General features: G+C 60.7%; 20 protein-coding genes. 11 read left to right on the forward strand and 9 right to left on the reverse strand.

Annotated features, from left to right (window positions below):
* Nucleotides 1-283 precede the first annotated feature (283 nt).
* Nucleotides 284-1,003 (forward strand): MgtC/SapB family protein, encoded by a 720-nt coding sequence (locus AC1ECN_RS14835; RefSeq protein ID WP_130672711.1) that lies wholly within the window; start codon nt 284-286, stop codon nt 1,001-1,003.
* A gap of 34 nt (nt 1,004-1,037) precedes the next feature.
* On the opposite strand, the gene AC1ECN_RS14840 is transcribed toward AC1ECN_RS14835, so the two are convergent.
* The 5 genes from AC1ECN_RS14840 to AC1ECN_RS14860 form a co-directional block, all read right to left on the reverse strand.
* Nucleotides 1,038-1,223 carry a DUF3008 family protein gene (locus AC1ECN_RS14840; protein WP_018074573.1) on the reverse strand — a complete coding sequence of 62 codons (186 nt, stop codon included), beginning with the start codon at nt 1,221-1,223 and terminating at the stop codon, nt 1,038-1,040.
* 37 nt (nt 1,224-1,260) lie between these two features.
* Nucleotides 1,261-1,470: a hypervirulence associated TUDOR domain-containing protein gene (locus AC1ECN_RS14845; RefSeq protein WP_018074572.1), complete on the reverse strand. Its 210-nt coding sequence runs from the start codon at nt 1,468-1,470 to the stop codon at nt 1,261-1,263.
* A 115-nt stretch (nt 1,471-1,585) separates the two neighbouring features.
* Nucleotides 1,586-1,819 (reverse strand): DUF2171 domain-containing protein, encoded by a 234-nt coding sequence (locus AC1ECN_RS14850; protein ID WP_075224903.1) that lies wholly within the window; start codon nt 1,817-1,819, stop codon nt 1,586-1,588.
* Between the two features lie 81 nt (nt 1,820-1,900).
* Nucleotides 1,901-2,857: a DUF2950 domain-containing protein gene (locus AC1ECN_RS14855; RefSeq protein ID WP_024322112.1), complete on the reverse strand. Its 957-nt coding sequence runs from the start codon at nt 2,855-2,857 to the stop codon at nt 1,901-1,903.
* A gap of 20 nt (nt 2,858-2,877) precedes the next feature.
* Complete coding sequence (locus AC1ECN_RS14860; RefSeq protein WP_130672712.1) at nt 2,878-4,296, reverse strand: DUF3300 domain-containing protein; 1,419 nt, start codon at nt 4,294-4,296, stop codon at nt 2,878-2,880.
* A 450-nt stretch (nt 4,297-4,746) separates the two neighbouring features.
* Here AC1ECN_RS14860 and AC1ECN_RS14865 point away from each other — a divergent pair, with 450 nt between their 5' ends.
* The 5 genes from AC1ECN_RS14865 (at nt 4,747) to AC1ECN_RS14885 (ending at nt 9,236) form a co-directional block, all read left to right on the forward strand.
* A complete protein-coding gene (locus tag AC1ECN_RS14865) occupies nt 4,747-5,211 on the forward strand; it encodes a hypothetical protein (RefSeq protein ID WP_024322114.1) in 465 nt (154 codons plus the stop codon).
* A gap of 199 nt (nt 5,212-5,410) precedes the next feature.
* Nucleotides 5,411-7,129, forward strand: a complete 1,719-nt coding sequence (locus AC1ECN_RS14870; protein WP_477953405.1) for a SulP family inorganic anion transporter — start codon at nt 5,411-5,413, stop codon at nt 7,127-7,129.
* A 6-nt stretch (nt 7,130-7,135) separates the two neighbouring features.
* Complete coding sequence (gene ppk2 / locus AC1ECN_RS14875) at nt 7,136-7,981, forward strand: polyphosphate kinase 2 (RefSeq protein WP_018074567.1); 846 nt, start codon at nt 7,136-7,138, stop codon at nt 7,979-7,981.
* 103 nt (nt 7,982-8,084) lie between these two features.
* Nucleotides 8,085-8,417 carry a hypothetical protein gene (locus tag AC1ECN_RS14880; protein WP_018074566.1) on the forward strand — a complete coding sequence of 111 codons (333 nt, stop codon included), beginning with the start codon at nt 8,085-8,087 and terminating at the stop codon, nt 8,415-8,417.
* Between the two features lie 291 nt (nt 8,418-8,708).
* Nucleotides 8,709-9,236, forward strand: coding sequence for a CYTH domain-containing protein (locus AC1ECN_RS14885; protein WP_130661755.1), 528 nt, complete (start codon nt 8,709-8,711; stop codon nt 9,234-9,236).
* Between the two features lie 72 nt (nt 9,237-9,308).
* On the opposite strand, the gene AC1ECN_RS14890 is transcribed toward AC1ECN_RS14885, so the two are convergent.
* From AC1ECN_RS14890 to AC1ECN_RS14905, 4 genes are all read right to left on the reverse strand, one after another.
* Nucleotides 9,309-9,563: a hypothetical protein gene (locus tag AC1ECN_RS14890; RefSeq protein ID WP_245002675.1), complete on the reverse strand. Its 255-nt coding sequence runs from the start codon at nt 9,561-9,563 to the stop codon at nt 9,309-9,311.
* Between the two features lie 28 nt (nt 9,564-9,591).
* Nucleotides 9,592-10,620: a DUF2955 domain-containing protein gene (locus AC1ECN_RS14895; protein ID WP_477953408.1), complete on the reverse strand. Its 1,029-nt coding sequence runs from the start codon at nt 10,618-10,620 to the stop codon at nt 9,592-9,594.
* Entirely contained in the window at nt 10,610-11,716 is a 1,107-nt protein-coding gene (locus AC1ECN_RS14900) for an HlyD family secretion protein (RefSeq protein ID WP_130672713.1), read from the reverse strand. The genes AC1ECN_RS14895 and AC1ECN_RS14900 overlap by 11 nt, the downstream gene beginning before the upstream one ends.
* A 270-nt stretch (nt 11,717-11,986) precedes the next feature.
* Nucleotides 11,987-12,244, reverse strand: a complete 258-nt coding sequence (locus AC1ECN_RS14905) for a hypothetical protein (protein WP_018480848.1) — start codon at nt 12,242-12,244, stop codon at nt 11,987-11,989.
* A gap of 144 nt (nt 12,245-12,388) precedes the next feature.
* Between AC1ECN_RS14905 and AC1ECN_RS14910 the strand changes: the two genes are divergently transcribed.
* From AC1ECN_RS14910 to AC1ECN_RS14930, 5 genes are all read left to right on the forward strand, one after another.
* Complete coding sequence (locus AC1ECN_RS14910) at nt 12,389-14,209, forward strand: adenylate cyclase (protein ID WP_130672714.1); 1,821 nt, start codon at nt 12,389-12,391, stop codon at nt 14,207-14,209.
* 143 nt (nt 14,210-14,352) lie between these two features.
* Complete coding sequence (locus AC1ECN_RS14915; RefSeq protein WP_477953411.1) at nt 14,353-15,663, forward strand: alpha/beta hydrolase; 1,311 nt, start codon at nt 14,353-14,355, stop codon at nt 15,661-15,663.
* 47 nt (nt 15,664-15,710) lie between these two features.
* On the forward strand, nt 15,711-17,867 hold the full coding sequence (locus AC1ECN_RS14920) for a mechanosensitive ion channel family protein (protein WP_477953413.1): 2,157 nt from the start codon (nt 15,711-15,713) through the stop codon (nt 17,865-17,867).
* A gap of 53 nt (nt 17,868-17,920) precedes the next feature.
* Nucleotides 17,921-18,319 carry a hypothetical protein gene (locus AC1ECN_RS14925; RefSeq protein ID WP_018074557.1) on the forward strand — a complete coding sequence of 133 codons (399 nt, stop codon included), beginning with the start codon at nt 17,921-17,923 and terminating at the stop codon, nt 18,317-18,319.
* Between the two features lie 109 nt (nt 18,320-18,428).
* Nucleotides 18,429-19,076 (forward strand): MarC family protein, encoded by a 648-nt coding sequence (locus AC1ECN_RS14930; protein ID WP_018074556.1) that lies wholly within the window; start codon nt 18,429-18,431, stop codon nt 19,074-19,076.
* The last annotated feature ends 224 nt before the right edge of the window (nt 19,077-19,300 follow it).

Genomic DNA, 19,300 nt, shown 5'->3' on the forward strand with positions numbered 1-19,300 from the left:
CTCGGACTCCGTTTTAGCGTGATGCGGTCTCGTAGCTGATGGGCGATTGCCCAGACCTCTGTTGGAACCATACACCGACTGCAGACGAACCGCCAATCGAGGCCATCGACGGCCGCTTTTCCTGTCACGCCTCCAGCTTGCGAGCATTAGGAACGTCCTGCGCCGCATGGCGTTTATACCACGGTGCGCCGTGGCGCATCGGATACACTCTGGTAAACGCGGTCGAGGAGGAGCAAATGCCCGGCGAGCAGCGAGAGGGCCAGGACAAAGTCTGGACCAAAACATGCCTTCGTTCCTGACGGATGCCATGCCGCTGACGCCAACTTGGTGGGATATCGGCACGCGGATCACGCTGACATTGGTTGCCGGCGGCCTCATCGGCCTTGATCGCGAGCGCGGCGGTCACGCGGCAGGCTTCAGGACCACGATCCTGGTGGCGCTTGCCGCCTGTCTGGCGATGATCCAGGCAAACCTTCTTCTGTCGGTATACGGAAAGACGCCCGGCTCGTTCACGCAGATGGACGTGCTGCGCTTTCCGCTCGGCGTCCTGACGGGCGTGGGCTTCATCGGCGGCGGAGCGATCCTGAAACGCGGCGATATGCTGACCGGGGTCACGACGGCGGCGACCCTGTGGTTCATGACGGTGGTGGGCCTCTGTTTCGGGGGCGGTCAGATCCTGACCGGCATCGTGGCGACGGCGATTGGCTTTGTCGTCCTGTCGCCGTTGAAGCGGCTGGACACATGGCTGCGCTGCGAACAGAAGGCAACGCTTGTCGTCCGCGCCTCGAACGGCAATATCCCGAAGCTATCGGAAGTTCTGAACCCGCTCACATGCCATGTAGGCTTCCTGTCACTCCAACGAACGGCCGATGGCAGCGCCGAGGTGACGTTCGAGCTGCGATGGCTCGCCAACGACCCTGAAGCGTCGGCGCGCGCGATCATGAACGCGCTTTCCAACACGCATGACGTGGCGGACTTCTCCATGAAGTCGATGACGACATAAGGTTTGCGGTTGCACGCCGGCGGTTCGACATCTCTCATTTCGAGACGTGCTGGGGCTTACCCTTGGTCTTGGTCGATGCGAACTCCTCAAGCTGTTTCTCGCTCATGGATTCTACCATTTGTTTCGAGGCGCCTTTGAGTTCGCTCTTGGGCGTCTCGCCACGCTTGGCCGAAAGTGCGGCACCTGCCGCCTTCTGTTGGGCCTTGGACTTGGCTGGCATATCGATCTCCTTTGCTCGAACAGGACGGCCGCCGGCGTCAAAGCTTCTTGAGCTCGCCAGGTTTGTGGGCGGCACGCTTTCCCGACGTGTCGCTCTCGACGATATATTGCGGCTCGGCCTTCGATGCCTTCACGCTATAGCCTTTGATCTTCGTCGGACTGCTCTGCTTTTTGACCACCCTGCCCTCGGTCTTTCCCTGGCTGGTATTCCAGCTGACCTCATCGCCCCTCTTCAATTGCTTCGACATGGCAGGCTCCTTTAAGAGCATGATGCCGAAAAGTGTGAGCGGTTTTCGGACGACATCATGCTCTGTTCATCCTGTTCCAAGGAGGCTGCGGCCGCAAGCCGCGGCCTCCTGGCTGTCAGTTGATGGTGGCCCACTGGCTTCGGACATCCCTGGCGTTCTTCGACAGGTGGACGTGGGCGTCCACGTGGTCGACCCAATCGAGCGGGATCAAGTGGTGCCTGCCATCCCCCGAGTCGGTTTTCGTCAGCTTGATGCGCGTGGGGCCGTCGAGATGATCGACTGTGCCGACATGGGTGCCGTCGGCAGCCCGWACTTCCATATGTTCACGGATCTGCTCTGCGGAAATCATCGTTTCCTCCTTTGCATCATTGTCAGATACGAAGCGGCAACGACGTGGAGCGGACTTGGTTCCAAGCACGAGCGACCGTGTTCAATCTTCAGTCACTTCCCAGTTGTCATCCGGGTTGAAGCTCCTGATGCCAGCGGCTATTTTTTCGGTCTCCCGACCGAGATCGGCCTGGTAGACCGTGCCGTTAGCATTCACTTCGAACGTGTGCACGCCGGTTTCGCCATATCGGATCGGCCAGGCGATCAGTGCGAATCCTGCGATCATGTTGCCGTTGATCACGTAATCGAACTTTCCGCCCGCGATGTTCGGCCCCTGGCTTTCGATAATCCTGTAGCGATAGCCGTAATAGCCCTCGCCGGCCTTCGCTTTATCAAGCGCCGCATTGTCTTCGAGGGCGTTGCCCGCCGGGCTGTCACCCTCGCCCAGATCAGGCGACCAGTAGAGACCGTCAGTTTTGCCGTCGCTGCTGATCAGTTTCTGGGCATATTCCAGGACGCCGTCATCGTCGTGGTCGGCGGAAGAATATTCCTTTTGGGCGTCGACATAGGCCCGCATCGTGTCGATGGTCTGCAATTCGTTCTCGCCGACGCGACGATCGATGATCTCCTCGAACCCGGCATAGGTGTCGAAGCCCCATTTGCCATCGTCGCCCTTCGCGATCGGAAATGGCAGAGGCCATAATTTGTCGCCGATCTCAATGATCTTGCGGCCATCGACGTCCTTCACGACGATCTTCTTCTTCGTGCCGTCCCGGATCTGCGCGTAGGTGTCCATCACGCCTTCGCCCGCCTTCGCTTTCGCCGCATCAATTCCCAGCAGCGCCGCGAACTTGTCGAAATCATCAGCCGACAAGGCCGCCTTGAAGGCGTCGACGGCTTGTTCCGGCGTCTCGAATTCCGGGGGATCGCTCTGCGAAGCGAAGCCCGAGATGACGGTCGCATCGGATGGCTCTGCCGCAGATGTCGGAACCGGATTGGTGGCGAGAGCCGCAAGAGCGAACACAGAACCCAGAAGCATGTTTCTGACTGACTTGGTCATGACTTTCCTCCTTCTTTCGGTCACCGACGACCGCCGCCGCGGCCACCGCCACCGCCACCGCGGCCACCGCCACCGCCACCGCCACCGCGGCCGCCGCCACCGCCGCGCATTTCTCTACCGCCGCCGCGATTGCTCCCGGCCATGGCCTGTCTGCCGCGGTTGGACTGCATCTGCGCGCGCCTGCCGCTGTCGACCTGACCGAGGGCTGATGGCTTTCTGGGCCGGTTGTCGACCCGGGCCGCTGGCTTCGCCTTTGCGACCGGACGTTTGGCGTTGCCCCCGGACCTTGCCTTTTCGCCAGCTCTGTTCGTCGTCCTCGCGTCGGGCCTGCGGTTCTGCGCGGCCTGCGCTGCCTTCCCGCCTCCAGGAGCCGCTCCCGTATTGCCTGCCTTGTTGCGGGCAGCACTGATCCTGTCCGCATCGATCTTGCTCTTCCGGACGTCGTTGACACTGATTTTGCCTGGCTGGTCGCGGATCGTGTTCGCACGGTCGTTGCCTCTAGCTCCGACCCTGTTGCCGGGATTCGCCTCGATACTGCTCCGGAAGGAGCTGCGGTCCATCTTGTTGAACTGCGCACCGTCGAACCCGATCTTGCTGCGATCGACATTCTTCCAGTCGACGTCGTTGATATTCACTTTGCCGTTGATGTTGTTGAGGCAATTGTTGCAGTCGATATCGACGTTGCCGTTCCAGCGCCCGCCCCATACGCCCCAGCGGTTCCAGTCGACGGCAGCGGCCCACACCGCTCCCGTCACCACGCCCGCAAAAAAGGTGGCGGTCGGATAGTAGTAGTTCGGATACGGCTCTGAATAGTAACCGATAGGCTCAGCCGCATAGTTTGGTTCATACAGCATCTCCGGCGCGTACTGCGGAACGTAGATCTTCTCAGGACTGGCGGAGACGATCACGACGTTGTCGTTCTCCTGGCTGACCTTGATCTTGTCGTCGGTCTTGATGATGCCGTCGGCGACCGCTTTGTCGCGCAGTTGCTGTATGGCGATCAGAACGTCCTTCTGCTGGACGGAGAGCGCCTCTCCGAGCGACTGCGTCCAGTCCAGATCCTCGCTCATCATCGTGACGATCTGGGGATAGTTCAGCAGCGATACGATGCTGCCGTCCCACGTCGTCTTCGGCTTGAGTTCGGGCTGCTTCTTCAAGGTTTCGAGAAACCGGGCTGCTTCCACGACCTGCAGCGGATAGAGCGACGCCGACGTGACGAGCGCGACCAGTTCGTCCGGATAAAGTGCAATCCGCGCCACCAGGATTTCGAGTTCGTCCTCACTCAGCGGCGCCGGCGCGTCGTCTTCCGCCGCCGCGGCGGGACTGGAAGCGGTCGGCTCCTGCGCGGCGGCGATCGGCGTCGGATGTGGCGAAAACGGGAAGCCTGCAAAAGGCAGGAACAGGCCCGTGGCGAGTAACAATGCGTGAGGTCTAGCCATCTCAAATCCTCCTTGCGGTCAGACATGGTGTGTAGGCTGTCGACTATTGTATCTTCGCTCGTGCCGCATCCTCCTCCGAGCGGAGAAGGATTGATAGCTAAACATCGGCCAAGCCGTCTTTTGCTCCAAATTTATAGCAAAGACAGCTCCAAGCGTAGTCGCGGGGCTGATCTGGGACGTATGTTACAGTAACACGCTTACAAAAGCGGAGTTCAGCGCGCTGGCTAAAATCGACCGCGGGCCGCTTGATCACGAAGTCACGGGCATGGACCACTGCCTCCTTTGAAGGCGATATGGCACGCCAATTATCAGTCACCGCAAGGGCGCGGCTGACGGCTAAAATATCGGCCAGGCCGTAGGTTACCAGAACCTACAGTATCATACTGTCTAGTTTGACTTATCGATGCTGTAGTTTTCGGTCTTGGCCTTCGGCCACTGGGAGGCAACGTTATGGCTGAAAGTGAAAAGTCAAATGCTCAGATGCTTAGCGCGGAAGAATTGAGACAGAAAGCTTTGGAACTGCAGCTGGTAGAAATGCAGCGTGATGACAAAGTCAAAGCGCGTGAAGCAAAAAAACACGCGGAGTTCGTCGATGACTTCTTCCGCAAACACGTCGGCGACAAGGAACGTGACATTATCAGGCGCGTCGTCATGAAGGCAGCCGCCGACGGCAAATCCGAGGCCATGGTCTATAGCTTTCCGTCGAGCTTCTGCACGGATAGCGGCCGCGCGATCAACAGTGCCCGGCCAGAGTGGCCGACGACGCTTCAAGGAAAAGCCAAGGAAATATATGATCTTTTCGTCGAAGTCGCCCGGCCTCAYGGCTACAAGCTGAAAGCGATGGTCATCAGTTTTCCAGGCGGCATGCCGGGCGACATCGGCTTCTTCCTGAATTGGGAGGCACCAGTCGGCTAGGCCGCTGCGCAACTATGCGGTTCGTCAGCCATGGTTTCGGCCGGCGCATCAGCGCCCGCGGTCAACCCTTCGGCTGATGCTGCTTGGCAAGACCATCTTCGTCAAAGGCCAATCTGCGCCCAGTCTGGAGCGATCGGAGGCTACCCACTGGTAGCCTGAGTTCGCTTCAGCAGATGAATGAATTTCCGGGGGGAGTGGCATGCTTCAACGTTTTCATATGCCGATATTCAGGGGCCTGGAGGGATTTCGCGCGGACTGGCTGCGAAGCGATATTCCTGCGGGGCTGTCGATTGCAGCTGTCGGCCTGCCGAGTGCGATCGCTTATCCCGCAATCGCCGGCCTCCCCCCGGAAACCGGGATATATGCGAGTATCGTCGCGCCCGTTGCCTACGCTCTGTTCGGGCCGTCGCGGCTATTGGTGGTCGGGTCGGACGCCGGGACCATGGCGGTTCTCGCGGCGGTCATARGAACTGTCATCGCCGCGCAACCTGCCGGCACATCAGCCGATCCGGTTGCGATCGCGTCTGCCCTGGCGCTCGGCGTCGGAGCCTTCTATTTTGCAGCACGGCTGCTCCGGCTGGGCGTCCTCGCAAGCTTTCTGTCCCGCCCGATTCTGGTCGGCTTCTTTGCCGGCGTATCCATCTCCATCCTTGTCGGGCAGATCGGCCGCTTTACCGGGGTGCGTATCGAGTCCGACGGACTCCTGCCGCCGATTGCCGAGATCATTCGCAAGAGTGCCTTGATCCATTGGCCGACATTGCTGTTCGGTCTCGCCATGTTCGCACTGTTGTGGATCGTGAAAGCCACACGGCTGCCTGTACCGGGACCCGTCGTCGTCGTCGTCGTTTCAGTCATTCTCTCCGCCATCTTCAACTTTGAAGCCGCAGGCATCCGCGTCGTTGGCGATCTCCCCACCGGGCTGCCGTCATTCTCCCTCCATGCATTCTCTCAAATGCCCATGGACAGGATCGTCCTTGGGTCGGCAGCCGTCTTTCTGATCAGTTTTGGCTCGAGTATCGTTTCTGCACGAAGCTTCGGCGCGCGCTCCGGCGAGGAGGTCGACGCCAACCAGGAACTGATCGGGCTGGGCGCGGCGAACATCGCCCCCGGCCTGTTTGGTTCATTTCCCATCGCCGTGTCCGACTCGCGTACAGCGATCAATCTTGCAGTCGGCGGCAGATCGCAGGCAGCCGGTCTCGTTTCCGCCGTGACCCTGATGGCGACGCTGCTGTTCTTGAATGGCGCCCTGCGCATCCTGCCGATCCCTGCCCTGGCGGCGATCCTGGCGGCAGCCGCAATCAGCCTGATCGACGTCAGCGAGTTGAGAAAGATATGGCACATCAGCCGCGCGGAGTTCGTCTTCGCCTTGATCGCCATGTTCGGAGCCATCAGCTTCGGAGTCCTGAACGGCGTCATCGTCGCGATCGCCGCAACCCTGATCTATCTCCTGCGCAAGACGATGTTTCCGAAAGACACGCTTCTCGGCCGCATTGCTGGACGCGATGGCTTCTACGACATGCAGCGCTTTCCGGAGGCCCGGGGCATTCCGGGCATCGCCATATGTCTCGTCCAGGGCAATCTGCTGTTTTACAACGCCGATTATGTCCGGATCCGGTTGCGCACCGTCGCTGACGGCCTGCCGGCCGAAACACGCTGGTTCATCCTCGACGCCAGCGCCATTGCGCATATCGACAGCACCGGGGCCGCAGCACTTGATGCCGTGCGGGCAAACCTCTCCGGGCGGGGCATCGTCTTCGGCGTCGCTCACCTGAACGCCGAGGTCACGGAGCTGCTTGGCCGCGCCGGCGTCGTCGACGGCATCGGAGCCGGAAAGTTCTTTGGCGACACGGAGGACGCGCTGCGTGCCGCGCGCCTGGGGGAAGGAAGCGACCGGCCTTTGGCCGGAGGTCATCAGTAAAGGGTCATGGAGGAAATGATGAACAAACGGCAGGACGACGACACAGAAGTAGACGAAAAGAAAGGCAAGAAGTCCTGGAACTACGACAAGGAAATCGTAAAGCTTCAGGTCGAGCTCGCGCATCTGCAGTCCTGGGTGAAAAAATCGGGCGCTCGCGTCGTGATCATCTTCGAGGGCCGGGATGCTGCCGGCAAAGGCGGGATGATTAAGCGCATTACCGAGCGCGTCAGTCCACGGGTCTTTCGCGTGGTCGCGCTGCCGGCCCCGACCGATCGCGAAAAGACGCAAATGTACATGCAGCGCTACTTCGCACATATGCCCGCTGCGGGCGAAATCGTCATATTCGATCGCAGTTGGTACAATCGCCCTGGCGTCGACCGGGTGATGGGATTCTGCTCCGAGAAAAAGGCCCGGCGCTTTCTTGAGTTGGCTCCCGGTTTTGAAGCCTCGATCGTCGAAAGCGGCATCACCCTGCTGAAGTACTTCCTGACGGTCGGCGAGAAGGAACAGGATCGGCGCTTCAGGCGGCGGATCGAGGATCCGCTGCGGCAGTGGAAGCTCAGCCCGATGGATGTCGAGTCGTACCAACGGTGGTGGGATTATACGGTTGCTTACGACGAGATGATCCGGGCGACGGACCGCCAGCACGCCCCATGGTGGATCGTGCCGTCAGACGACAAGAAGCGCGCGCGCATCAACTGCATCTCGCACATCCTGAAGTCGATTCCGTACGAAACGATGAAGTTCAACGCACCGGACCTTGGGAAACGTCAAAAGCGGCCCGCTGACTATGTCGAAGACAAAAGCATCCGGCATTTTGTGCCGGATGTGGTCGCCGAGCAGATGCAATAATCGAAGCCGTGCGGGGACGACACCGCAATTTCAGGAGGAAGRCCCGCCCGGAACAGCACCGGCTGTCCGGCGCGGTGATGTTATCAATCAACAGGAGTGTGTGATGATCTATCCATCGATCCGTGTGCTGTCTATCGCCATTGCCTGCATTCTTCCCTTGGCCGGCATATCCGTTTCGCGAGCGCAAGCGGCCGGGCCGTTCGATCAATTTCCGATCGCCGTAGCCTGCGAATATAAAGGCCTGTACCAGATCTTCTATCTCACGAGATTGGAGGCGGATGGCGTGGCCACCTATGTCAATCCGAGCAAGCTTGCCGGAACGATATCTGTCGGCGGGACCGCCAAGGCCTTGGGCGAACCGATCGGTGGAAGTTGCCTCGGTAAAACACTGGAGGAGCTCAGGGCGTCGGGACAGATCCTCGATCTGAAGCACTAGATGCGGATGATTTTAGGCCGACTCGGCCTGAAATCTGAATCCGCATCTAAATCAAAGAAATAGAGCATGATGTCGCCCGAAAACCGCTTCACACTTTTCGGCATCATGCTCTAGCAACCTTCGTCCCGGATGTTTTGTCCGGCATATGACGATCAACGGCACGATCCAGCGGGAGGGAGGCTGCATCCCTGCCTACTCGATATTAAAGTTCGGACAGCGGAGCCTGGTGGGAAGTCCGTCAAGCATCGCCATCCAGGTTCGTCGTCGTTCGGAACGACAAAGGAGGGCAAGATGACCGCGGAGATTGAGCGAAAATTCCTCGTCGTAAACGATAGCTGGCAGGATCACGCCTCCAAAGGAGCCGCATTTTGCCAAGGCTACCTGCTGGTTAGGAAAAACCGCTTCGTGCGGGTCAGGATCATCGATAACGCACGCGGCGTCCTGACGATTAAACTCCGAACCGGGCGCCTGCGGCGCGAGGAGTTCGAATATGAGATTCCCTATGCCGAAGCCCTGGAAATGATCGCCTATGCAACGAGTGTGGTGGATAAGACCCGCTATGAGGTGAACCATCGTGGCTGCCTTTGGGAGGTGGACGTCTACAGTGGCGTCCACGACGGATTGGTTGTCGCAGAAATCGAGCTTGCCAACGAAAGCGACCAACCTCCCTGCCCGCCGTGGCTCGGCCCGGAAGTGACCGGAAATCCCGCATTTTCCAATCGTACGCTCGCAATGCTCGTGCAACGCAACGACTACCGCAGCCGCAATGTATCAAGGCTGCAACCTGATGGGCAGCCTTCCCAAAGGAGGGAACAATGAGTGTCTTGGTAACGGGCGGCAGTTCCTCCGTGCCGGGTTGAAAGCAAAGACCTGATGCTAACGCATCGGCAGTCAGCGCTGCAGGTCGTAGCACTGCGCCCTGCGGCTCCCGGTCTGGCAGGTCGGCGAGAAATGGAGGCGATAGCGCCTTTCCTTCATGCATTCGCTGAAGCCATTGGGGTCGGGTGGATCCTTCCACAGATGGACGAGTTCGCAGTGCTTGCGGACATTGATGAAGTCTTCTGTTCTCTGGGTGGCGTCAACTGAAGTCGCCGAAGCGGCTAATGCCAAGAACATCGCGCGACTCAAGGCAGCCGACGTCTTCAAGATAAGGTGCTCTCAGAGAACGCCTGGGTCATGCCGATATCCTCTTCGTTTCCCCCGTCCGCGGCCACAGGATGACGGCAAACAGCAGCGCGTAGATCAAGGCTGCTGCGACATAGACGATGCGGGTGGCGAAGGATTCCGCGGCGCTGCCGGGCAGAGGCGAGACCCCGAGGCCGAACAAAATCAGGAAGGTCGTCAGAGCGCCGGCAAATATCGGTGCGTCCTTCGAGCGGGCGGCCGCGCGCCCTCCGATGAGGAGGACCACGATGAGAACGATGAGGAAGATCGAGAAAAGATTGGGGCGCAGTGATAGCGCGGCATACGCAACGGAGGCGAGCACGCCGCCGAAGAGGTTGACGAGCACGAGCCCGATCGCCGCCCGCGCGCTCGCGGCAACGTCGAGCTGCCCGAGCAGCGACGCCACGGTTATCGGAATGACCGCCGCAGCGGTCAGGTTGTCGCTCGTCAGGCAGATCACGACGGAGCCCAGAAGGATAACCGTGTTGGCCAGTGCCCGACCCAAGGCCGGCGGCCGCTCGTCGATCGGCGCCGCCTCGATCTGGTGGGAGAACGGCTCGGGAAAGACTGCATGTGCAAGCCACATCAGAGCCGCGCCCGACAACACCCCGGTGACCAGGATGGACAGGATGGAGTTGGCGAGTTCCTTGTTGAGGATGCCGAGCAGAGGCACGATAATCGCGACGACGAGCACGAGAAAGACGGCCGGCCCTCCCTTTCCCGTCGACTGCGCGGCAAAACACACAAAATAGGTCAACCCCAGGACGAGAAGGAAGGGTGCGGGACGCTCGCCGAGGACGTCGGTCAGAACCATCATCGCGATCCCGGCGATCAGCATGACCATCGCCGCGCCAACCGTCTTCGCAAGCGGCATGGGCCGCGAACTACCGAGCAGAAACTGGGCGRCAAAGAGCGGACCGAGGAAGGGCACGATGGCCCCCGCATAGACTGCCAGCGTGAAGCCGATCGAGACCGCGAACGCAACCCGCAGCCCCTTGCGTTTCTGCTCCTCGACCGCGGGGCTCCTCTCAGCGGACATAGGTCAGCACCGACATGATGCGGATCCAGAGTGATCCCCAGGCATTGGTGACCGGGTTGTCGCCGGTGTAGATGACGACGGTCGCCTGCGAGCCGTAGCGTACGCCGCCCTTGGGCCGCTGCGCCTCGTCGATGATGAGGCGGACCGGAAACCGCTGCGGCTCCTGGACCCAGCCGGTATCGCTTCTGATCGTCGGCAATCCGGTGTTCGGGTCCGTGCTGCCTTGCGATACGCCAAAGCCCACACTCTCGACGGTCGCTGGAAACAGTCGACCGGGAAGCGCGTCGAAAAGGATTTCCGCTCTGTTGCCGACGGCGACCTTCTCCAGGCTGTTCTCCTTGAATGCCGCGCTGATCCAGATGGTGCCGGCGTCGATGAAGGTCATCGCCGGCTGGCCGGCTGAGACCACCTTGCCGATGGTGAGCTGAAGGTTGGTCACGACCCCGGCCGAAGGTGCCTGAACGGTGGTCCGCACCAGATCGAGTCGTGCCTTTTCGAGCGCTGCCAGAGCTGCCCGGAGCTGCGGATTGTCATTTCCGCTCGGCCCGAGCTGCTCCTTGGCCTTGGCCAGCTCAGCCTCAGCACCGGTGACGGCCGCCTCTGACTGACCGAAAGCCGATTTGGTTGAATCAGCGCGCGCTTTGGAATACACGCCCCTCTTTTGCAGCTCTGCGGCGCGCGCAGCTTGTTCGCGAAGATTGTCCCGATCGACTTGGGCCGTTACGAGCTTTGCCTGCGCCGCATCGACAGCAGCCGTTGACGCGCCCATTGACTGGCCGACACTTGCAAGGCTCGCCTCGGCCTCACTGACCGCGAGTTCATAGCGCTCGGGATCGATACGAAAGAGAACCTGATCGGCCTCGACCCGCGAGTTGTCGACGACGCCGACTTCCACGACCCGGCCGGTGACTTCGGGCGCGATGCCGACGATATAGGCTTGGACCTGGGCCTGCGATGTCGACGGCGTACGCCGCTCCATGAAGACGGAGAGAACGAACAGGGCGAGCGCCAGCAGGACGATGATGAGTGCTATCCTGCGGAGTGGATTCGGAGGCGTTGCGGAAATGGCAGGCTCGTCCAAGTTTTCGGAAACCACGGCAATATCCTTCGGAGGCGTTTCGTTTCGTGGAAGCGCAAAGTTTCAGCGCGCAAAGTTCAGCGCTGGACGTCTGTCGCGATGGTCGTTACCGGGAGATGGAACGCAAGTAGGTAACCGTAACATACACCTCGCGATGGCTTGCCATCGGCCTAAAGCATGTCGCTCAAAACTGTGCAGCGGTTTTGCGATGACGACATGCGTTGGAAATAAAGACCCAAAGCGCCAGGAGCGAATCTGGAAGATTGCGACGCGCTTTAGTCGCGCGCATCAGCGAGCGGGTGGCGCTACCGAGGCGTCGAGAGCGCCCTCTATCTCCTTGGAGAGTTCTGCGATCAATTCCTGATATTCGACGACGCGTTCGTCGCGCTTCGGATCGGTTGAGACGTTCCATTTTAGCAACGCCGATTGGGCGTCGGCAAAGTCCCTGCAGATTTCCCGAAAGTCCTCACTGCGGGCAGACAGATCATCGATCGCCTCGATCCTGGCTGGAAATTGCCGACGGACTGCGGTCGTGCCTTCGTCCATGGTTCACTCCTTAACGGCATTTGGAACGCTGCCTCTGCAACGTGTGCCCGGCTCAATCTTCGTGGACGACGATCAGTTCGTGGAGTATGTTACCGTAACATACGGTCTGGCAGTGATGTGACTCAACGGGGGATTGGGGCAGACATGCAGACGTGGATACCAGCAGAGGGGTCTGCAGCGCTCATTTCTTCAGGGCTGGTGCCTCAAGCCGACGAGATCAGGGAGCAGCTGGAACGTGTCGTCTCCAGCCCTGAATTTCCAGGCGTCGGTCGCGCCGCCACGTTTCTCCGCTATGTCATCTCGGAAACCCTCGAGGGCCGGGGCAACCGGATCAAAGCCTATTCGATCGCGATCGAGGTGTTCGGCCGGGATCCCGGCTTCACCCAGGACGATCCGGTGGTCAGGATCGAGGCCGGACGGCTGCGGCGGTCGCTTGAGCGCTATTATCTCGTCGCCGGGCAGCAAGATCCGGTCAGGATCGACATTCCCAAAGGAGGATATGTTCCAACCTTCACCTGGTCCTGTCCGGCGTTAGTCGACATTGTAGGCGAAGACGCTGGCGAGACATCGGCCACTGAGGTCCGTTCCGGACGCTGGTGGCGCGCAAGGCGGGTCTTGTGGCCGGGTGCTGCTGCGCTCGCTGCAGTGGCTATTTCGCTATATTGGATCGGGGCGCGATCTACCGATCCGTCGCTCGAACGCGCCGCAAACCTATTGCCCGATCGCCCGGCCCTCGTGGTTGCCCCCTTTGCCAATCTCGGCGAAGGGCCGGAGGCGCAGCTCTACACTGCCGGCCTGACCGAGGAGCTGATGACCATCCTGCCACGGTTCAAGGAGATTAAGGTCTTCGGTCGCGAAACGTCCAAGTCACTCCCCGCGGATGTGGGCGCATCGAAGATCCGGGCCGAATTCGGTGCACGCTATCTCCTTGCCGGCGGTGTCCGCATGTCGGGAAAGCGCCTTCGTGTGACGGCCAGATTGCTTGATACGTCGGACGGCGAGATCCTCTGGTCGGAGAATTATGACAATGATCTCGCATCGGGGGACCTGTTTGCGATCCAGACGGATGTCGCCAGAAAGGTCGCAACCGCCATCGCCCAACCCTACGGAGTCATGGCACAGATCGACTCCGCCAGTCCGCCGCCGGACGACCTCGGTGCGTATGAGTGCACTCTGCGCTTCTATGCCTATCGCTCGGAGCTGAGCGTCGAAGCGCATGCGCGCGTCCGGGATTGCCTCGAGGCCGCACTGGCGCGGTTTCCGAAATACGCGACCGCTTGGGCGATGCTGTCGATCGTCTATCTCGATGAGGATCGGTACAAGTTCAATCCGACAGCAGGCCAGGATACAGCCATACAGCGTGCACTCGATGCCGCCAGGCGCGCAACGCAGATCGATCCGAACAATACGCGCGGACTTCAAGCGCTGATGACGGCGCTGTTCTTCGACAGGCAGCTTGCTGAATCACTTCGCGTCGGCGAGCTGGCGCTCGCCACCAACCCCAACGACACCGAACTGATGGGCGAGTTCGGAACCCGGCTTGCGATCGCTGGCCAGTGGCAGCGCGGAGCAGACCTTCTGGACCAGGCCATTGCTCTGAATCCAGGAAGTGGCGGCTTCTACCATGGAACGCGAGCCTTGGCCGCCTACATGCTCCGCGACAACCACACCGCCGTGCTGGAGATCAGACAGGCGAACATGCAGAAGTTCCCTCTCTTCCATGTTGTCGCCGCCATCATCTGTGCGGAGGCAGGCATGATGGACGACGCCCGGCGGGAAGGACAGGTGTTTGTCAGCATGCGACCTGACTTCCTGCCGAACGTTGTAACGGAACTCGCAATGCGCAACATGCAGCCTGAAGATCGCGACCGTCTGATCGAAGGACTTCGCAAGGCGGGAATGACCGTGCCCGATCCGAATGCAATGGCGTCGACCGCCGACACCTCGGATCTGCAACCCCGCTGATGCTGCCTCCCCGACCGTAACATACCCGATCATACGGGTAAGGCATCTCATCTTCGCATAGTCTCGCCTCAGTGCCGACTTCGACTGCCGCGGCGCGCGGCGTCGAGGCCTGCTCAAACTTGACGTGGCTACGAGGAACAGCAGTGAGCACAAGATGTCGCGATGGCCGAATTCAACYAGGCACTTCCCCAGGTCTGAAATGGATCTCGGCCCTCTTGTTGCTCTGCGCATTATCCGGATGTGGTGGCCACGCGAAGAACGTGCTCATCCCTGTTGCCGATAGCTCGCCGAACTCCACCAAAGTCGACATGCTCGTGGCCACGACGCGCAGCCGCTCCACGATACAAGGCGAGATGTTCACCGGCGAGCGCGCACTCGCCCCGGCCTTTGCCGACATCACCGTATCCATCCCCCCTGCAAACGTCCGCAAGATCGGCGAAGTCGCCTGGCCGAGGAGGCTTCCTTCCAACCCGGCAACAGACTTCGCAACCTTGAAAGCCGATGAGATCACGCGCGACGACGCCAAGAAATGGCTGAGCGCCTCAGTCAGGAGGAGCCACGACCGCAGCGTGCTCGTGTTCATCCACGGCTTCAACAACCGTTTCGAAGACTCCGTCTATCGCTTCGCCCAGATCGTCAAGGATTCCGGCGTCCATAGTGCGCCGGTGCTGGTGACATGGCCGTCGCGCGGCAGTCTGCTTGCATATGGCTATGACAGGGAGAGCACCAACTACACGCGCAACGCGTTGGAGACGCTCTTCCAGTATCTCGCCAGGGATCCAGAGGTGAAAGAAGTCTCGATCCTTGCGCATTCCATGGGGAACTGGCTGGCGCTGGAAGCGCTTCGCCAAATGGCGATCCGCAACGGCCGCCTTCCCGCAAAGTTCGAGAATGTCATGCTGGCCTCGCCCGACGTGGATGTCGATGTCTTCCGCCAGCAGATCATCGACATGGGCAAGCAGCACCCGAAGTTCACCTTGTTCGTTTCGCGAGACGACCGCGCGCTCGCGGTATCCCGCAGGGTATGGGGCGACGTCGCCAGACTCGGCGCCATCGATCCCGAGCAGGCCCCCTTCAAGACGGAACTAGCCGACAGCCAGATCACGGTGATCGACCTCACCAAGGTCAAGGCGGGCGACAGTCTGAACCACGGAAAGTTCGCGGAATCGCCCGAGGTCGTTCAGCTGATCGGCGCACGGATTTCCGACGGCCAGACACTGACCGACAGCAAGGTCGGGCTCGGCGACAAGATCCTTGCCGCGACGACGAGCACGGCGGCGGCGGCGGGCAGCGCAGCCGGCCTGATCCTTGCCGCCCCGGTCGCCGTCGTCGATGCGGATACCAGAAATAATTATGCCGGCCAGGTCAGCGGCCTCGCGGGTCCTGTGGGGACGCAGCCGAAGGCATCCGAGTGCACCGCCGCAGGCCGATCGAAGGAGTCGTGCAGGCAATGATGGTTCAGGAACCGGCAAACTGACGTTCACAGAGATCAGGATAAACAATGCCACTACTTTGCAAGATCCGCATGTTTAAACCACTTCTCACGGCGGTTGCCCTGGCTTCCGTTCTCCTTTGTGCCTCGATTGCTGTGGCGCAGAGCGTGACGCCTGCGAGCCCACAGCCAGAGAGTGTCCAGCGCTTTATCGGCATGTTCTCGGATCCTGACGTCCAACGCTTCCTGCAGCAGCAGTCGGAAGCAGCCAAGACCGCGGCGGAACCGCCCTTGGAAACCCGGAACGCAGACCCTTCATTCTCGGAATTCACGATGCGATTCCGTGCCCATGCCTMAAGTCTTCTCGGCGCCATCCAGTCCTTTCCCCTGGAGACGATGCGAGGCGGGGCCGTGCTCGAACGGGACATCCAGGCGAATGGCGGGACGCGGCCGATCTTCCTGGTCGCCGCCTTCGTCGCCGTCGGGCTGGCCGCGCAATGGCTGTTCTGGTGGATCAGCGCCGGCTGGCGCTCATGGATGGCGCGCGCGCCCTTTGCCACGGTTCGCGAGAGGATGATCGCACTGGCCGCGAGGCTCCTGTGGGCGGCATGTTACGTCCTTTCCTTCGGCCTCGGCAGCATCGGCTTCTTCCTGATGTTCCAATGGCCGCCTGTTATCAGGGAAATGGTCGTGGGATACCTCTTCGCGATCGTCATATTCCGTCTGGCGAGCGCTCTTTTCGAGGTGTTTTTGGCACCAAAGGCCGAGGACGAAAATCGGTTTCGTGTCGTGCCGATCACTAGGGATGCCGCCGCCCATTGGGCAAAACGCCTCGGTTACCTGGTCGGCTGGTATGCCTTTGGCTGGGTGACGATCCGACTGCTCGGCACGCTCGGCTTTTCCGACCCGGCCCGGCAACTCGTGGCCTATTGCCTCGGCCTCGTGCTCCTCGTCATCGGCATCGAAGCCGTCTGGAGACGTCCGTCCGAATTGTCTGCAGGCCAGGCCAACCGGATCGGCCTGCGGGCGCGGAACTGGCTCTGGACGGTCTACTTCGCCGGCGTCTGGCTGCTGTGGGTTGTCGGAGCCATGAAGCTGTTTTGGATCGCCGTGGTCTGTGCCGCACTGCCCGGCGCCATCGCCCTCACCAAGGCGTCGGTCAACAATATCCTGCGCTCTTCCGCCGCCGAAGAGGACGACCACCAAAGAAGCACCGTCGTCTCGGTGATCGTGGAGCGTGGCATAAGGGCGGCGCTGATCGTCGGAGCGATCGTTCTGCTCGCAGACGCCCTGGGCATCAGGCTGACGCAGATGACAATGCAGGATTCGCCGGCCCTGCGCCTCGTGCGTGGACTCCTGAGCGCCGGGATTATTCTCCTGGTMCTCGACCTCGCCTGGAACGTCGTGAAAGTCCTGATCGATCGCAAGTTAGGCGACACCGAGGCCGTCCTTGAAGTCGGCAGCGAACGGGAGCGGCGGCGCACTCGTATCAGAACCCTGCTGCCGATCCTTCGCAATTTCCTCATGATCCTCTTCGTTGCCATTGCGATCATGATGGCCCTCTCATCGCTGGGGGTCGAAATCGGACCGTTGATCGCAGGTGCAGGGGTGGTTGGCGTCGCCATCGGCTTCGGGGCGCAGACGGTGGTGAAGGACGTCATCAGCGGGATGTTCTACCTGCTCGACGACGCCTTCAGGGTCGGAGAATATATCCAGAGCGGCAGCTACAAGGGCACCGTCGAGTCGTTCAGCTTGCGATCCATCAAGCTCAGGCACCATCGCGGTGCGGTCTACATCGTCCCCTTCAGCGAGCTCGGTGCTGTGCAGAACATGAGCCGCGACTGGGTGATCGAGAAGATGACGATCACCATCACCTACGATTCCGACATCGACAAGGCCCGCAAGATCATCAAGAAGATCGGCCTGGAGCTGTTCGAGGATCCGGAGTTCAAGCCGACGAYGATCGAGCCGCTGAAGATGCAGGGGATCGATAGCCTGGGGGACTCGGGCCTGCTTCTGCGCATGAAGGTCATGACCCTTCCCGGCCAGCAGTTCACGCTGAAGCGTCGGGCTCTGCGGATGATCCATCAGGCGTTCAACGAAAACGGCATCAAGCTCGCCGTGCCCACGGTTCAGGTCTCGGGCGGCAAGGACGACGCTGTCGCAGCCGCTGCCCAGCAGACGCTCGCAGCACACAACGCAGCCGCAGCCGCAAACCCGGCCTGAGGGCGGAATCTTCGAGGAAATGAACACAGACGAGAGCAATAGGAAGAAATGAAATGAAGATCCTGGTCATTCCTACGCACATGCTTGCGACACTTGCCGTCATCATGACGGTCTGCGCACCCGTCCTCGTTCCCACGGCGGCCGAAGCCCGTCGCGGCGTAGCGGCATGCGGCCCGAGAGGCTGTGGTGCCGCGGCCTGCGGACCGCGCGGATGCGCTGCAGTCGGAAGCACCCGCCCTGCCGTTCGGCCGCCCGTCCGGCGCGGCGTCGTGGTCGTCGCCCCTCGCCGCTACTGGCGCCCGGGTACGGCAATCGCCGCAGGTGCTGCCATCGGCTTCGTCGCCGGAGCTGCCGCCGTTTCACTGGCGGGCACGCCGCCGCAGTCCGGTCAATGCTGGTACTACACCTCGCCCGCCAAGACGACGGGCTTCTGGGACGTGTGCCCGCGCTGAGCGATCCGGCAGAAAAACTGCCAGCTCGTTTGGTTCTCTTCGTCGCCTGCCCTCCCATGAGTGGGGAGGACCTCGATTTCCAGGTCACAAATTTTAGAGGGTACGTTCCATGGATTTCACAGTCATCGATGCCGCACTCGTCGGAAAACTTCTCCTGCTGCTTCTGGTCGGCCTGGGGCCGAAGATCGCCCTGGTGCCGTTTCTGGAGAAGACCCATGCTTTCGATACCGAAACCAAGGCGCGCATCGGCCGCCAGATGGTTTTGGTCGCAGTGGTAACAGCCTTGATCCTTTTTGCCACTGGCGCTTTGCTGATGCGGCTTCTCCATATCACGGGTGGCGCAGTCGCCGTCGCCGGCGGTATCATCCTCGCGCTTATCGCGATCAAGATGGCATCAGGACCAACAGAGAAGCCGCATGAGGAAACGGAGCTTCCCGTCGATCCCGAAAAGATCGCCGTCTTTCCACTTGCGGTCCCTTACCTGCTCAATCCTGTCGGCATCACCGTCGTCATCATCGCCTCTGGCGAAGTCGTCTCGATTGCCAGCGCGTTACTCGTCATAGGCCTGATCCTGATCGTCGCTGCGTTGGACTATGTGGTGTTTACCAACATCGACGCGCTCGCCAAGCGCATGAAGCCTGCCAGTCTGATCGTCTCGGAGGTCGTCTTCGGCATTCTGCTGACCGCAGTCGCAGTCCAACTGGTCGTCAGCGGGCTTGGCAATCTTGGCATCATCACGCCGACCGCCGCGCATTAGATGCGGATGATTCGCGGCCGGCCGGGCTAAAAATCTGAACCCGGATTTAAATCAAAAAATAGAGCCGAAAGCCGCTCGGTTTTCGGCATCATGCTCAGCTGCGGCTTTACTGTCCCCGTGCGCGGAAAGCCCGGGGATTAAGGTCGGGAACAGACGACAATGGTGTCGCCACCGACCGCCGGGCGCACCGCGATCATTCAATATCTCTGATGCTATCCATAAGT

This window comes from Rhizobium sp. 01N447_2 (assembly GCF_056399245.1).